This window comes from Methanoculleus marisnigri JR1, from assembly GCF_000015825.1.
Classification (GTDB): domain Archaea; phylum Halobacteriota; class Methanomicrobia; order Methanomicrobiales; family Methanoculleaceae; genus Methanoculleus; species Methanoculleus marisnigri.
In genome coordinates, this window is sequence record NC_009051.1 from 1,865,914 (window position 1) to 1,879,791 (window position 13,878).

At 65.8% G+C, this 13,878-nt stretch carries 13 protein-coding genes; 9 read left to right on the forward strand and 4 right to left on the reverse strand.

The features are described 5' to 3' along the window. The first annotated feature begins 36 nt into the window (after positions 1 to 36). On the forward strand, positions 37 to 990 hold the full coding sequence (locus tag MEMAR_RS09220; RefSeq protein ID WP_011844706.1) for an HD domain-containing protein: 954 nt from the start codon (positions 37 to 39) through the stop codon (positions 988 to 990). Between the two features lie 141 nt (positions 991 to 1,131). Here MEMAR_RS09220 and MEMAR_RS12790 read toward each other — a convergent pair whose 3' ends face one another. Together MEMAR_RS12790 and MEMAR_RS09225 are read right to left on the reverse strand one after the other, a co-directional pair. Then, complete coding sequence (locus MEMAR_RS12790; protein WP_011844707.1) at positions 1,132 to 1,281, reverse strand: YHS domain-containing protein; 150 nt, start codon at positions 1,279 to 1,281, stop codon at positions 1,132 to 1,134. Continuing rightward, complete coding sequence (locus tag MEMAR_RS09225; protein ID WP_011844708.1) at positions 1,271 to 3,736, reverse strand: heavy metal translocating P-type ATPase; 2,466 nt, start codon at positions 3,734 to 3,736, stop codon at positions 1,271 to 1,273. Before MEMAR_RS09225 ends, MEMAR_RS12790 begins: the two co-directional genes overlap by 11 nt. A gap of 166 nt (positions 3,737 to 3,902) precedes the next feature. Here MEMAR_RS09225 and MEMAR_RS09230 point away from each other — a divergent pair, with 166 nt between their 5' ends. Both MEMAR_RS09230 and MEMAR_RS09235 read left to right on the forward strand, forming a co-directional pair. Continuing rightward, positions 3,903 to 4,838 carry a HEAT repeat domain-containing protein gene (locus tag MEMAR_RS09230; RefSeq protein ID WP_011844709.1) on the forward strand — a complete coding sequence of 312 codons (936 nt, stop codon included), beginning with the start codon at positions 3,903 to 3,905 and terminating at the stop codon, positions 4,836 to 4,838. 16 nt (positions 4,839 to 4,854) lie between these two features. Next, positions 4,855 to 5,778, forward strand: a complete 924-nt coding sequence (locus tag MEMAR_RS09235) for a HEAT repeat domain-containing protein (protein ID WP_245526584.1) — start codon at positions 4,855 to 4,857, stop codon at positions 5,776 to 5,778. A 494-nt stretch (positions 5,779 to 6,272) separates the two neighbouring features. Here the strand turns inward: MEMAR_RS09235 and hisD are convergent, their stop codons facing one another. Further along, complete coding sequence (gene hisD / locus MEMAR_RS09240; protein ID WP_011844711.1) at positions 6,273 to 7,523, reverse strand: histidinol dehydrogenase; 1,251 nt, start codon at positions 7,521 to 7,523, stop codon at positions 6,273 to 6,275. 129 nt (positions 7,524 to 7,652) lie between these two features. Between hisD and MEMAR_RS09245 the strand changes: the two genes are divergently transcribed. The 6 genes from MEMAR_RS09245 (at position 7,653) to MEMAR_RS09270 (ending at position 13,692) form a co-directional block, all read left to right on the forward strand. Continuing rightward, a complete protein-coding gene (locus MEMAR_RS09245) occupies positions 7,653 to 8,630 on the forward strand; it encodes a substrate-binding domain-containing protein (protein ID WP_011844712.1) in 978 nt (325 codons plus the stop codon). 72 nt (positions 8,631 to 8,702) lie between these two features. After that, positions 8,703 to 9,398 carry an ABC transporter permease gene (locus tag MEMAR_RS09250; protein ID WP_011844713.1) on the forward strand — a complete coding sequence of 232 codons (696 nt, stop codon included), beginning with the start codon at positions 8,703 to 8,705 and terminating at the stop codon, positions 9,396 to 9,398. A gap of 4 nt (positions 9,399 to 9,402) precedes the next feature. Further along, positions 9,403 to 10,491 carry an ABC transporter ATP-binding protein gene (locus tag MEMAR_RS09255; RefSeq protein ID WP_011844714.1) on the forward strand — a complete coding sequence of 363 codons (1,089 nt, stop codon included), beginning with the start codon at positions 9,403 to 9,405 and terminating at the stop codon, positions 10,489 to 10,491. Between the two features lie 130 nt (positions 10,492 to 10,621). Next, positions 10,622 to 11,689: a tungstate ABC transporter substrate-binding protein WtpA gene (gene wtpA / locus MEMAR_RS09260; protein WP_011844715.1), complete on the forward strand. Its 1,068-nt coding sequence runs from the start codon at positions 10,622 to 10,624 to the stop codon at positions 11,687 to 11,689. A 67-nt stretch (positions 11,690 to 11,756) separates the two neighbouring features. Beyond that, positions 11,757 to 12,638, forward strand: coding sequence for an ABC transporter permease (locus MEMAR_RS09265; RefSeq protein ID WP_081432610.1), 882 nt, complete (start codon positions 11,757 to 11,759; stop codon positions 12,636 to 12,638). Beyond that, positions 12,625 to 13,692 (forward strand): ABC transporter ATP-binding protein, encoded by a 1,068-nt coding sequence (locus MEMAR_RS09270; protein WP_011844717.1) that lies wholly within the window; start codon positions 12,625 to 12,627, stop codon positions 13,690 to 13,692. The genes MEMAR_RS09265 and MEMAR_RS09270 overlap by 14 nt, the downstream gene beginning before the upstream one ends. On the opposite strand, the gene MEMAR_RS09275 is transcribed toward MEMAR_RS09270, so the two are convergent. Continuing rightward, positions 13,673 to 13,852 (reverse strand): SemiSWEET family transporter, encoded by a 180-nt coding sequence (locus MEMAR_RS09275; RefSeq protein ID WP_235808105.1) that lies wholly within the window; start codon positions 13,850 to 13,852, stop codon positions 13,673 to 13,675. The genes MEMAR_RS09270 and MEMAR_RS09275 overlap by 20 nt on opposite strands. Positions 13,853 to 13,878: the final 26 nt, after the last annotated feature.

A 13,878-nucleotide genomic window follows, 5' to 3' on the forward strand; every position in this document is an offset into this window, starting at 1 on the left:
CTCCGGGCGAACGGATTTTACAGGAACAGTGATCCGGTGTTTGAGAAGGCAACCTTCGTGGAGGAGATCAACGGGGGCGTGCAAGTCGACGCGCCGTTCGTGGTGGAAACCGCAGAACTCCGCGAGAAGCGGGGCGGCAAGTATATCCAGCTCGCCATCTCCGATAAGACCGGCCGGGGAACCTGCAAGGTCTGGGGGACGCCGGATCACAGCGTGGAGCAGATCGAGGCGTTCTGCCGCGCGATCCGGCCGGGCGAGATCTACCGCATTCAGGGCTACGCGAAGGTCTTCAACGGCGCCTGCGAGGTCAACGTGAACGACGGGATCACCTGCCTCGTCGACCCGGTGCCGCAGGACAGGGTCGAGCCGTCCCTGTTCGTTTATGCGCCCGTCGATATCGAAAGCGTCCGGTTGGGGCTCGCCCGTATGGCCGCGAAGATCGAGGAGCCCGGCATATCCACCCTCATCTCAATGGTCATGAACGACGCCCCGGGTTTCCTCGACGCTCCCGCAGCGAAATTCCACCACCATGCCTACATCGGCGGGCTTGCGGAGCACACCCTCGAGACCGCGGAGATTGCGCTCTCTCTTTCGGGCACGGTCTCGCGGGCGGAGATGGATACCGACGTCCTCCTCGCCGGTGCGCTCCTCCACGATATCGGGAAGGCGACCTGCTTTTGCCGCCGAGGGTTCTCGTTCGTCCCGCTCCCGGAATACACCCTCGTCGGGCATACGGCGATCGGGGCTGCGGCGCTCATGAAGCATTCCGCCGGTGTCGACCCTGCACGGTTCGGCCACATCCTCCATATCGTGATGTCGCACCACGGCCCCCACGGGGATGTCCAGCCCCGGACACCCGAAGCCTGGGCGGTTCACTTCGCCGACAACGCAAGCGCCTTCCTCCGGGAAGTCTCGGACGACGCCGCGGATCTTGCACCGGGAGAGGGGCGGCAGGGGGCACTGAGCGGGAAGGCGGTCTACCGGTTCTGACCGTGCAGGAGCCCCCCGGCGTAAACCACATGATGCTATATCAAAAAACCAGTAATTCAGGCCCCGTTTCAGGAATTCTCTATTCCCCTATGAGTATAAGACCATTCCGATCCGCGCCGGAACACCTGCCGGCAAAAAAGGTTACGGTTCCTTCAGGTACGCCTCGGGGTCGCGTTCGAAGAGTTTCTTGCAGCCCGGGGCGCAGAAGTAGTAGGTCCTGCCCTGGTACTCGGCGGTGTACTTCGCACTCGCCTCATCGACGTCCATCTTGCATACGGGATCAACTGCCACGTGCATCAGCCTCCGACAGCGTCCCCCTCTTCGCCGGAGGTATATAAGTCTTGAGCAGCAGCGAGAGCGAGACGACCGTCACCGACGAGAGCGCCATCGCGAGGGCCGCAAGTTCCGGCCGGAAGGTTATCCCGAAGAAGGGGTAGAGCACCCCGGCGGCGAGGGGGATGAGGGCTGAGTTGTAGGCGAACGCCCAGAAGAGGTTCTGCTTGATCCGGCTCATCACCTTCCGGGAGAGCTCGACGGCCGCGACGGCGTCGATCAGGTCGTCGCGGATGAGGACGATATCCCCGCTCTCGATGGCGACGTCGGTTCCGCTCCCGATGGCGATCCCGACGTCCGCCTGCGCGAGCGCCGGGGCGTCGTTGATCCCGTCGCCCACGAACGCCACGACCTCGCCCCGGCTCTGGAGGGCCCGGACCTCCTGCGCCTTCTCCTGCGGCAGCACCCCGGCGTGGACGTCTTCGATCCCGACCTCGCGGGCGATGGCGTTCGCCGTCCGCTCGTTGTCGCCGGTGATCATCGTAACCGAGAGGCCCATACGTTTCAGTTCCGCAACGGCACGCTTCGTCGTCGGCTTGAGGGTATCGGCGATGGCGAGGATGCCCGCGAGGTCGGCCCCGGCGGCGACCAGGACCGCGGTCTTCCCCTCGTCCTGGAGGGCGGCAATCCGGCGTTCCGCCCCCTCCGGGACGGTGACGCCGTGCTCCTCGAGGAACGGCTGGTTCCCGATCAGCACCTCCTCCCCATCCACCACGGCGCTGACCCCCCTGCCGCCGAAGGTCGTGAACCGTTCCGAAGCCGGGACGGTGACTCCCGCACTCTCCGCCCGGCGCACGACCGCCGCAGCAAGCGGGTGCTGCGAGTTGTGCTCGACCGCCGCGGCGACCGCAAGCAGCCGGTCCTCCGGCACCGCGAGCGCGACGACGTCGGTGACGTCCGGTTTCCCCCGGGTGAGCGTCCCGGTCTTGTCGAAGACGATCGCGGTCAGTTTCTCCGATACCTCGAGCGCCTCGCCGTTTCGTATCAGCAGTCCGAGTTCGGCGCCCCGGCCGATCCCGACGGTCACGGCGGTCGGGGTAGCGAGGCCGAGCGCACAGGGGCAGGCGACGACCAGGACGGAGATCAGCACCGTGAGCGAGAAGAGAAGCGATGCACCGGCCCCCACGTACCAGACCAGGAAGGCGGCGGTTGCGATCGCGAGCACGGCCGGGATGAAGTAGGAGACCGCGACGTCGGCGATCCGCTCCACGGGCGGCTTCGAGCCCTGCGCGTCCCGGACAAGCCTGATGATCTGCGATAATACCATATCTTTCCCGATCTTCTCGGCACGGATGCGGAGGACGCCGTTTACGTTCAGGGTGCCGCCCACGACCTCGTCGCCCTCCTTCTTATCGGCCGGGATGGGCTCGCCGGTGATCATCGCTTCATTGACCGAACTCTCGCCGCCGACGACCGTCCCGTCCACCGGCACCTTCTCACCCGGCCGGACCAGGATGACGTCGCCGACGGCCACGGCCTCGACCGGGACCTCGACCTCCCGGCCGTCCCGGATCACCGTCGCGGTCCGGGGCCGCAGCCCGACGAGTTTCTTGATGGCTTCAGACGTCCTCCCCTTCGCCCGGGCTTCGAGGTAGCGCCCGAGCGTCAGGAACGCCGCGAGCATCACCGCGGTCTCGTAGAAGTTGAAGTCCGCCGTGAGGACGATCTGAAACGTCCCGAGAAGGCTTGCGCCGTAGGCGACGCCGATCCCCATCGCGTACATGACGTCCATCGTCAGTGCCCGGTTCCGGAGCGCGGCGGCCGCGGCCCTGAATATGGGGGCGCTGACGTAGAGAAAGACCGGGAGGGTGACGACCAGCATGACGAGGTTGATCGAGACCGGGAGGGCGGCCGCCCCCGGCATCCCGAAGAGCATGTAGAAGAAGAGCGGGATGCTCACCGCGAACCCGACGGCAAACCGGCGGAACTTGTCCCGGAGATCCGCCTCGCGCATCCGGGCCTCGACGTCCTCGGGGATCTCCTCCTCGAGCCCGAGATACTGGTAGCCGGCATCCTCGACGGCGGCCCGGATCTCCGCGGTCGTGACGAACTCGGGGTTGTAGACGACGCGTGCGTTCTCGTTTGCGAGGTTGACGCGGGCCTCGTAGACACCGTCGAGGTCCGCGAGCGAGGCCTCGATCACCCGGGCGCAGGACGCGCAGACCATCCCCCCGATCCTGACGGTGGCCTCGCTCCTGACAACCTCGTAACCGGCGTCCGAGACCGTCCGTTCGAGATCGGCGAGGGTTGTCTTCGCCGGATCGTACTCGACGGTAGCGGTCTCGTTTGCGAAATTGACCCGGGCGTCGTAGACGTTGTCCCGGCCCTGGAGAGCGCGTTCCACGTTGAGCGCGCAGGACGCGCAGTGCATCCCCGAGATCTTCAGTTCCGCCTTTCTCTTCTCCTCCGGCATGATATTCTCCTCACCCTGCGCGGATAAAATACCTGCTCTCGCCGGCCTGTGTTCGCGCACCCCCTCCGGGGAGGGGCCGGATTCTCAATACAGCGTATGGCGATTTTTATACACAATATTATTATACTCCTGGCCGATTATATCGCCCCATCCTGAGGTGATTGTGATGCAGAGACGGGATATTCCAGCAGGAGAGAAGCAGTATGATGTCGAGCATCTGGCATCGAGACAGGACGTCGACGGCCTGATCGAGGCACTGCAGAGCGGCAATCCGACCGCACGCCGGACCGCCGCCCTCGGTCTCGGCGCGCTCGGGGAATGGCGGGGGGTGGATCCCCTCATCCGGGCGCTCACCGACCCGGTGCAGGACGTCCGGGAAGGGGCGGCGAACGCGCTCGTCATGGTCGGGACACCGGCGGTCGAACCGCTGATCGACGTCCTCGAGCGTCCGGGTGCTGCGGCCGGCTACGGCCTTCCGCAGGAAGCGTCCGGGGAAGGGCTGACGCAGGTCGATCTCCTCGGGGGGCCCGAAGGTATACCGGCCACGAAGAGGAGTCTCCGGCACAGGGGAGGCATCAGGCAGCACGACGCGTTCGGCGGCCCGGAGGATGTCAGGAGAGCGGGAGGCGGAAGAAGGGGCCGCGAAGAGGAGGAGGGGCTTGCCCAGCACGATGCATTCGGCGGCCCGGAGGATCTCCGGAGGGCGGGAGGCAAGGTATCCCGCGACACCGAGGATGAGATCACTCAGCACGATCTCTTCGGCGGCCCCACGGATGTCGGGACGAAAAAGTCCCTCCGTCATCCAGAAATTGCGCAGCACGACCTCTTCGGCGGTCCGGAGGACGCGAGGGAGCACGAGACCCTCTTCCCCGGAGCAAGGAGGGCCGGCGTCGTGACGGAAGGCGCTGTTCCCGGCGCGAGCCTGCGCCGGGCTTACGCCGCCGTCATCCTCGGCGAAATCGCCGACCCGCGAGGAGAAGGGGCACTCGGCCGGTCGCTTTCCGACACCGACCCCGCCGTCCGGAGGTCGGCCGAAGACGGGATGGCGCGGTTCCGGCAGAAGCGCGGGATGGCCGCACCCGTCCCGCCGGCGTCAAGATGAAAAGGAGGTGAACGCGTTGGAGCAAGAGGACGTGGGGAAGCGGTTCAATATCGACCTGCTGAGAGCGGATAAGAATGTCGACGGCCTGATCGAAGCGCTCCGGAGCAGCGACGGCCTGACCCGCCAGCGGGCCGCCCTGGCGCTCGGGGACTTCGGCGGTGGTGAAGCGGTCGGGCCGCTCGTCCGGGCGCTCGGCGATCCGCTGACGGCGGTGCGGGAGGCGGCGGCGGACTCGCTCACGCTGCTCGGGACGCCGGCGGTCGAACCGCTGGCCGAACTCCTCGAGAACCTGGAGGCGTCGGGGAAGTACGGGGAGGAGGAGGCCGTGAGCCCGCCGACCGTGACCGGGCCCGGCGGCCAGACCTGGGAAATCGAGACGCAAAGAGACCTCCGGCGGGTCTACGCGGCTGCCATCCTTGGCGAGATCGGTGATCCCGCCGCGTTAGAACCCCTCGCCCGGGCGCTCCGCGACGAGAACGACGACCTCCGGTGCCAGGCAGCGGGAGCCATAGCGAAGTTCGGTCCGGGGGCGGTGGAGCCGCTTCGCCGGATGCTTGCCGACCCGGACCCGGACGTCAGGATCTTCGCGGCCGGCGTCCTCGGGGATACCGGGGAGGCGTCCGCGGTCGAGCCCCTCATCGGGGCGCTCCGGGACGGCAACGACGACGTCCGGGGCGCGGCGGCGGGCGCCCTCATGCGGATGGGCGGTGCCGCGGTCGAGCCCCTCGTCGCGGCGACGAAGGATGCCGACCGGAACGTCCGGCTCTACGCGGCGGGAGCGCTCAAGTACATCGGCGACCCGCGGGCGATCGACGCCCTCGAGGCTCTCGCCCGGAGCGGGGACAAGGATGAGAGAAGCGTCGCGGAGGACGCGATCGAGAAGATCCGGATGGTCCGCGGGGAGGTTGCCCCGGAGCCGTCGGCGCCGACGTCGCGGTAATTCATCTTATCGAGACTGTGCTATAGGAGCTGCTGGGAGGCCTGATTGCTTCTCGAACTCCAACATTCCGACCAGTCACAACCCCATGCACGGCTTTCCACTGGATATCGCCATTAGGGGGTGGGGCTGACGGGGAGTGCGACGTTCCGATACGCGACGGTTCGTTAGAACCGGAGCGTGAGCACCGTAAGGTGTGAAGGAACGGAGCTCGACCACCGTCAGGTGGGAAGGGAGCATCCCCCCTCAAAACTCTTCGAGTTTCTCATGCTCGCTGCGCTCGCACTCCCCGTTGTCCCCTCCCCCCTCGTGGCGATATTCCCACGGTCCAGTGTACCGGAATTTTTCACAGCCACGACCGTCCTGTCAGCCATACAATAACTTACCATCGTCGTAACCTGCTTTATCCAACCCCACCGGCCCCTATACCTCGTCCAGAAACAGGAGTCCTCACTCCAGTCATCTCAAAAACAAAAAAGGTAAGATGAATTATTCGCTTATCCCCTTCTCCGCACCCGTACCGACTCCGCGTGGGCGTGGAGCCCCTCCGCGTCGGCGATCGTCTCCACAACGTCGCCGATGGCCTCAAGCCCCTCCCGCGTGATCACCTGCACCGTCGAGCGCCGGCAGAAGTGGTTCACGTCGAGGCCGGAGTAGAGCCGAGCGTAGCCAGCCGTCGGGAGGACGTGGTTCGTCCCCGAGGCATAGTCGCCGCAGGCTACCGCCGCGTAGGGGCCGACGAATATCGACCCGGCGCTCCGGATGCGGTTGATGACGGCGAGCGGGTCGGCCATCTGGACCGAGAGGTGCTCGGGGGCGATGCCGTCGACGGTCGCGACCGCTTCGTCGAGATCGCCGGCAACGATGTAGCCGGAGTGCTCGAGCGCCTTTGCGACGATATCGCGGCGTTTCGCCTCCCCGGCCATCCGCTTCACCTCGGCACCGACTGCACCGGCGAGGGCCGCGTCGGTGGTCACCAGGACGCAGGCGGCGTTCGGGTCGTGCTCGGCCTGGGCAAGGATATCGGCCGCGATGAAGGTCGGGTTCGCCGTGCCGTCAGCGAGGATCGCAATCTCGCTCGGTCCTGCCGGGAAGTCTATCTCAGCCTCGTCGCGCAGAAGCATCTTCGCGGCGGTGACGTAGACGTTCCCCGGGCCGACGATCTTCTCCACCCGTGGGACCGACTCCGTCCCGAGCGCCATTGCCGCGATCGCCTGGGCGCCGCCGACCCGGTAGACCTCGTCGACCCCGGCGATATCGAGCGCGACGAGGGTGATCGGGCTCGTCGGCGGCGGGGTGCAGCAGCAGATCTCCGCGACCCCCGCGACCTTCGCCGGGATCGTGCACATCAGCGCCGTCGAGGGGTAGGCCGCCCGCCCGCCGGGGACGTAGGCGCCGATACGGGAGAGCGGAGTCGTCTTGACGCCGAGGGTGATCCCGGGCTCCATCTCCTGCAGCCAGAGGTCGCGTCCGCGCTGCAGTTCGTGGAACCGGCTGATCCGCTCCTCCGCCTCCACGAGACTTTCGACCAGCCGTGCGTCCACCTCATCGTAGGCCGCCTCCCGCTCCTCGTCGGGGACGGCGATCTCCTCGAGATCGATCTTATCGAACCTCTTCGTCAGGTCGAGCAGGGCGGCGTCGCCCTCCTCTCGCACCCTCCCGATGATCTCCGAGACCGGTCCCTTCACCCGGTCGATGTCCGACCGCCGCCCGGCGATCCAGGTCTCGATATCCAGCGCCTGCCACATGAGGAGCAAGGTCGGCGGGCGGGAGCGTTAAGGTTTCGACCCCGCTGGCAACCTCCCCCCGGAACGGAGCTCATTAACTTTCCGGTCAGGATAATTATATATCCGAGGAGGGCTCCCTAACGCGCTGCTATGAAGACAAATGCAACTCATCTGGCGGCAGGCGTCGTTGCGATCCTGCTCATCTTCGCCCTCTCTGTGGGATGCACGGAGACGGCGCCGGGCGAAAACGAGACGCCGGGGGCCGGGGCGACGACCGCTCCCGCCGGCGGAGGGGACATCCTGCGGATAGCCACCACGACGAGCCTGGAGAATACCGGGCTCCTCGCAGAACTCGAACGGGTCTACGAGGGCGAGACCGGGATGGATCTGCAGTTCATCGCCCAGGGCACCGGACAGTCCATCGACTCCGGCAGGCGCGGCGACGTCGATCTCGTCCTCGTCCACGCCCCGGACCTTGAGCAGCAGTTCATCGACGACGGCTTCGGGATCAATCCCCGGTGCATCGCCTACAACTACTTCATCATCGTCGGCCCCGAGTCCGACCCGGCAGGAATCGCGAACATGACCCCGGTGGAGGCCTTCCGGACGCTCTACGCCGCCGGCACGAATGAGACGGCGGGCGTCGCGTTCGTCTCCCGCGGCGACAACTCCGGGACGCACAACCAGGAGCAGGTGCTCTGGGAGGAGGCGGGCTACGACTACGACGGCGAGATCCTGAACGCCGGGGGCTGGTATGTCGAGGCCGGCAAGGGCATGGGGGACACCCTGATCCTCGCGAACGAGCAGCAGGCATACACCCTCTCCGATGAGGGAACTTACCTCTCGTTCGCGGACAGGCTGGAACTCGTGCCGGTCGTCGCCGAGGGTGCGGAACTCCTGAACCGCTACAGCGCGATCGCCGTCGACCCCGCACAGTACCCGGGCGTGAACGCCGAGGGCGCCGCGGACTTCATCAACTGGCTCACCACGAACGAGACGAAAGAAATGATCGGCGAGTTCGGCACCGAAGAATTCGGCAAACCGCTCTTCACGCCGCTCTACGCTCCCGAGTGCACCGAACCGCCGTTCAACTGCACCTGTGCGGAGCCGGTGCCCACGCCCACATGAGTGGGTACCAGGACAGGGGAGACGTGGACGAGGTGTCGGCAGGGTGACAGGGAGACCGGAGGGTGAGGGCGCGTGGTGAACGGGAACCCGATCATCGAGGGGTTCGTCGAGGCCGTCGAGCTCATCATCACCCTCAATCCGCAGGTGGTGGAGATCACCATCCGTTCGCTCTACGTCTCCCTCACCGCCACCTTCTTTGCCGCACTGATCGCCCTGCCGCTCGGGGCGCTCATCTACTTCTACGAGTTCCGAGGGAAGCACGCGGTCGTCTCCACGCTGCAGACGCTGTACGCCCTCCCCACCGTCATCGTGGGTCTGGTCATCTTCCTGCTCCTCTCCAACGTCGGGCCCTTCGGGTTCCTTCGTTTCCTCTACACGCCCGGCGGCATGGTCGTCGCCCAGACCGTCCTCATCATACCACTCCTGATGGGGCTGACGGTCTCGGCACTCTCCGGGATCGACCGGGACAAGCGCTACACGATCACCGCGCTCGGCGCGAGCAGGCTCCAGACGGTCATGACCATCATCGCGGAGGCCCGGTTCGCGGTGATGGCCGGCGTTCTCCTGGGCTTCGGGCGGGCGATCGCCGAGGTCGGGACGGTGATGATCGTCGGCGGGAACATCCGGGGCGCCACCCGCGTCCTCACCACCGCGATCGCGCTCAACACCTCGATGGCGAACTACTCCCTCTCGATTGCACTCGGGATCATCCTCCTCGCGGTGGCGCTCGGGGTGAACATCGCCCTCTCGCTCGTCCAGCAGCGGTGATACCATGACAGTCATCGAGGCACACAACATCAGAAAGTCCTACGGCACCCTTGAAGTCCTGCACGACGTCGACCTCTCGGTCAGGGAAGGCGAGATCCTCGCGCTCATCGGTCCGAGCGGGTCGGGGAAGAGTACGCTTCTGCGGCTCCTCGACCTGATCGAGCCCGCGAACGATGGGCAACTCTCGGTCTTCGGGATCGACACGGTCGCGGATCGCGGCAGCTGGCTCGATCTCCGCCGCCGGATGGGGATGCTCTTTCAGCGGCCGATCGTCTTCAACTCGTCCGTCTACGACAACGTCGCGATGGGGCTCCGGTACCGGCGTGCTCCCGCCGAAGATATCGACCGGAAGGTGAAGGAAGCCCTCGAAGCCGTCGGGCTCTCCCGCTACATCAAGAGCCGGGCGATCGATCTCTCCGGCGGCGAACAGCAGCGGGTGGCGCTCTCGAGGGTGCTCGTGACCGACCCCGAGATCCTCTTCCTGGACGAGCCGACGGCAAACCTTGATCCGACATCCACCGCCACCATCGAGGCGATCGTGACACGGCTGAACCGCGAGGCAGGGATGACCGTCCTCATAAGCACCCACGATCTGGCGCAGGGCCAGCGTCTCGCCCACCGGGTCGGGGTGATGATCGAGGGCACGATCGCCCAGACCGGGCCGTCCCGCGAGGTATTCCGCGAACCGAAGAACCAGCAGATTGCCCGGTTCGTAGGTGTCCAGAACATCATTCCCGCCCGGGTCATCTCCCGGAGAGGAGAGTTCACCGTGGTGGAGGCAAGGGGAAAGGAGCTCCTCTCGGCGACCCCGCCGCCCGCCGACGAGGTGGAGATGGTCATCCGGGGCGAAGACATCTCCCTGCACCGGCGGGAACCGGGGCATGAGGAGGCTGAGAACCTCTTCCCCGCCACGGTCACCGCCATCGAACCCACGGCACCGTTCGTGAATGTTGCGGTGCGCTGCGGGTGCGATCTCGTCGCGCTGGTGACCGCGAGGAGGGCGGAGGCCCTCGGGCTTCACGAGGGGATGGAGGTCTGGGTATCCCTCCAGGCAAAGGCGGTCCACCTGATCCCGCGGGCGAAGTCCGGGTGAGAGACGGTTTCCCCATCGCGAGCACCTTCTCCTCCCTCTGGCCTTCGGAGAGAGGAGGAGTCAACCAATAGTGATTAACTCGCATTAGAACAGATAAATTTAACACTTGTTTACTCTCACAACTTCTTTCATGAGGTTAACTCACGTAACTGCATGTATCTGTCTTCTGGTCGCTGTCGCGGTCTTATTCTCCGGCTGCACGGGGACGACCGACGACCAGACGACGACCCCCACGCCGACGGCAACCGCCGCCGAAGAAGTCCAGTTGAAGGTCTTCCATGCCGGGAGCCTGACCGGTCCGTTCGAGAAGGTGAAAGCGGAATTTGAAGCCGAACATTCCGGCGTCACCGTGCTCCTCGAACCCGCCGGCAGCGTCGACTGCGTCAAGAAGATCACCGAGAACGGCAAACCCGCCGACGTTCTCGCCTCCGCCGACTACGCCCTCATCCCGCAGTTGATGGTGCCCGACGACGCCGACTGGTACCTCACGTTCGCGAAGAACCGGATGGTGCTCACCTACTCGAACGAGAGCAAGTACGCGGACGAGATCACCGCCGAGAACTGGTACGAAGTCCTCGCCCGCGACGGCGTCCGGTGGGGTTTCTCCGACCCGAACTCCGACCCCTGCGGCTACCGCAGCCCGATGGTGATCCAGCTCGCCGAGGGCTACTATGAGGACGACCAGATCTTCGAGACCCTTGTCGGGGAGCACAGCGAGATCACCGTCACCGAAGAGGGCGGGGTCTACACGATCCACGCCGCCGACCCGAAGCCCGACAGCACCACCCTGACGATCCGGCCTAAGAGCGTCGAACTCGTCCAGATGATCCAGGCCGGCGGACTTGACTACGCCTGGGAGTACCGGAGCGTTGCCGTGCAGAACGACCTCGAGTTCATCGAACTCCCCGAGGAGATCGACCTCTCGTCGATAGACTTCGCGGAGAACTACGCGACCGTCCAGACCGAGGCGAAGAAGGGCGACGGCACCACGCTCTACGTCGGCTCGCCGATCGTCTACGGCGTGACCGTCCCGAAGATCGCACAGCACCCCGACCTCGGCATCGAGTTCGTGGAGATGCTGATCGGCGCCACCGGACAGGAGATCCTCGAGCGTGACGGCCAGCCCCCGATCGTGCCCGCGGGCGGCTACGGCGAGGTCCCTGACGCTCTCCAGTCGCTTGTTGAGATGAAATCCTGAACACCTTTTTTTTCATGCCACCAATTATCAGCGAACGCGTACAACGCTTATTCAGGAACATACGGATATGAAGACTGAAACACCGTCGGACGACCCGCTCCGGGGGGATGGTGAAGTAACTTCCTCCTGGTGGAGTGGGCGCTGGAGGCGGCAGGTAGACTGGTGCACCGTCTGGTTCTGCATCATGGGAGGGCTGCTTGTCGGCGTCACGGTGCTTGCGCTCGCGAACATCGCAACGACAGAACTCGCCGACCCGGCTCACCTCCTCAAGGTCGCGGCGTCGTCGCAGGTGATCGAATCCATCCTCCTCACGTTCGGCGCGGGGGCGAGCGCCGTCCTCCTCCTCATCCTCTTCGGAACCCCGCTCGCCTACGTTCTCGCGCGGTCCCGCCCCTCCCACTTCAAGGGAGTCGTCGAGAGCATCGTCGACATCCCGCTCATCCTGCCGCACACCGTGGCGGGCCTGCTCGTCTACCTCCTCTTCATGCGCCGGGGCTGGCTCGGCGCGCCGCTCTCGGAGATCGGGATTGCGTTCGAGGACGCGCTCCCGGGGACGATCGTCGCGATGCTCTTCGTCGCCTCGCCGTTTTACGTCAACACCATGCGGGAGGGGTTCGAGAAGGTGCCGGTTCACCTGGAGAACGTCGCCCGCACGCTCGGGGCGGGCACCTTCACCACGTTCCGCACGGTCACGCTCCCCCTGAGCCTCCGGCACATGTACAGCGGGGCCATCCTCGCCTGGGGGAGGGCGATCGGGGAGTTTGCCGGCGTTATCATGATCGCCTACTACCCGTTCATCATATCGACGCTGATCTACTACTCCTTCACGACGGACGGCATCCACACGAGCAGGAGTATCGCATTCACGGTCATCCTGGTCAGTTTCGGGGTCTTCTACCTCCTGCGAAGAATGACCCGGTACTTAGGGAGGTACGATGATAGAGTTTGACCGTGTCTCGCTCGCACTCGGCTCGTTCCGCTTAAACGACGTCAGCCTGACGATCAGTAAGGGCGACTACTACTTCATCGTCGGGCCGTCGGGTGCGGGAAAGACGGTGCTCCTCGAGGCGATCGCCGGACTCCACCGGCCGGACAGCGGCCGCGTCCTCCTCCGGGGCGAGGAGATCACCGCACTCCCCCCGGAGAAGCGGAAGGTCGCTCTCGTCTACCAGGACTACTCGCTCTTCCCGAACATGCGGGTCATCGACAACATCTCCTATGGGCTCCGGGTGCAGGGGATGGGGAAGAAGGAGGCCCGGGCCGAGGTCGCCCCCCTCCTCGAACGGTTCGGGATCGCTCACCTCGCCGACCGCTACCCGGGGACCCTCTCCGGCGGCGAGCAGCAGCGGGTGGCGCTCGCCCGGGCCGTCGCGGTGAAACCCGACATCCTCCTCCTCGACGAACCGCTCTCGGCCCTCGACCCCGTCACGCAGGAGAAGTTCATCGACGATCTCCGGCGGCTCCACCGGGAGGACGGGCTCACCGTCGTGCAGGTGAGCCACTCCCGCCGGGAAGCGCACTTCCTCGCCACCCGGATGGCGGTGATCATCGACGGAGCTCTCGTCGACGAGGGGAAGGCCGGTGTCGTGCTGAACGCGCCGAAGAGCCGCGAGGTCGCGTCGTTCATCGGGATCGAGAACATCCTGGACGGAACGGTGACGGCAAACGAGGACGGGCTCGCGACGGTGATTGCCGGAGGGCTGGCCTTCGAGGCGGTGACGGACGCGGCGGCGGACGAGGAGGTCACCCTCTGCATCCGGGCCGACGACGTCGTCCTCGCCGTCGGGGACGGGCGGCGCACCAGCGCCCGGAACACGCTGGCCGGGACGGTCGTCCAGGTTATCGAGAACGGCCCCGTCGCCGAGGTGCGGGTGGACGCGGGCGTCACGCTCACCGCGGTTCTGACCCGGCGGTCGGTGCAGGATCTCGGCATCGTTTCGGGAACGCCCGTCACCCTCTCCGTGAAGGCGACGGCGATCCACGTCATCCGTTCTTTTTCTTGAGCGAGAGGGTGAGGCCAACAAGGCCGGCTGTCGCGGCGTTCGCCGCCACGATGGCGACATCCCCTCTCACCACCCCATAGGCGAGCCAGAGCAGAACGCCCGCGAGAAGGACGATGAGCATCGAGAGCGAGAGGTCGGTGGTCGAGCGCGTGGCAGCCACGCCCGGACGGCCTGCGGCGCGAACGA

Coding starts and splice junctions, on each gene's coding strand:
- MEMAR_RS09265 (WP_081432610.1), top strand. CDS start 11,757: ATGAAGACTGAAACACCGTCGGACGACCCGCTCCGGGGGGATGGTGAA.
- MEMAR_RS09270 (WP_011844717.1), top strand. CDS start 12,625: ATGATAGAGTTTGACCGTGTCTCGCTCGCACTCGGCTCGTTCCGCTTA.
- MEMAR_RS09230 (WP_011844709.1), top strand. CDS start 3,903: ATGCAGAGACGGGATATTCCAGCAGGAGAGAAGCAGTATGATGTCGAG.
- MEMAR_RS09245 (WP_011844712.1), top strand. CDS start 7,653: ATGAAGACAAATGCAACTCATCTGGCGGCAGGCGTCGTTGCGATCCTG.
- MEMAR_RS09225 (WP_011844708.1), bottom strand. CDS start 3,736: ATGCCGGAGGAGAAGAGAAAGGCGGAACTGAAGATCTCGGGGATGCAC.
- hisD (WP_011844711.1), bottom strand. CDS start 7,523: ATGTGGCAGGCGCTGGATATCGAGACCTGGATCGCCGGGCGGCGGTCG.
- wtpA (WP_011844715.1), top strand. CDS start 10,622: ATGAGGTTAACTCACGTAACTGCATGTATCTGTCTTCTGGTCGCTGTC.
- MEMAR_RS09255 (WP_011844714.1), top strand. CDS start 9,403: ATGACAGTCATCGAGGCACACAACATCAGAAAGTCCTACGGCACCCTT.